Here is a 455-nt window from a genome sequence, read left to right as displayed (position 1 = left end):
CTATGATACTCTAAAATCTCTCTATTTCGAAAGTATGTAACTTCCGTACTTCCTCCACCAATATCTACTGTAAGTCCCTCAGTGAACGAAGTTGAATTCATAACCGCTAAATAGCCGTAACGTGCTTCTTCATATTCTGATAATACTCTAAGAGTAAAGTCTGTTTGTCCTTCAACAAGTTTTTTAATTTCCTCTTGATTCTCAGCCTGCCTAATTGTTGCTGTTGCGACACAAAGTACATGATGCAACTGGTGGAATCGTGTACTTTCTTGAAATTGAAATAATGTCTGTAACAATACCTCTATTCCTTCTTTAATCAACATACCATCGACTAAGTAGTTCCTTAACCGAGCAACCACTTTCGTATTTTCAATTTCCTTATAAAAACCTCCGTTTTGCTTTTCATAAATAACTAAACGCATTGTATTAGACCCAATATCTATAATGGCATATTG

1 protein-coding gene is annotated in these 455 nt (G+C 35.2%); it reads right to left on the bottom strand.

Annotated elements, in window-relative coordinates; genetic code table 11:
- A partial coding sequence (locus CHM34_RS18435; protein ID WP_439116350.1) for a Ppx/GppA phosphatase family protein occupies positions 1 to 455 on the bottom strand: 455 nt, incomplete at both ends.

It is taken from the genome of Paludifilum halophilum (genome assembly GCF_002245355.1).
GTDB classification, from domain to species: domain Bacteria; phylum Bacillota; class Bacilli; order Thermoactinomycetales; family DSM-45169; genus Paludifilum; species Paludifilum halophilum.
This window is presented reverse-complemented; position numbering and strand designations above follow the sequence as displayed.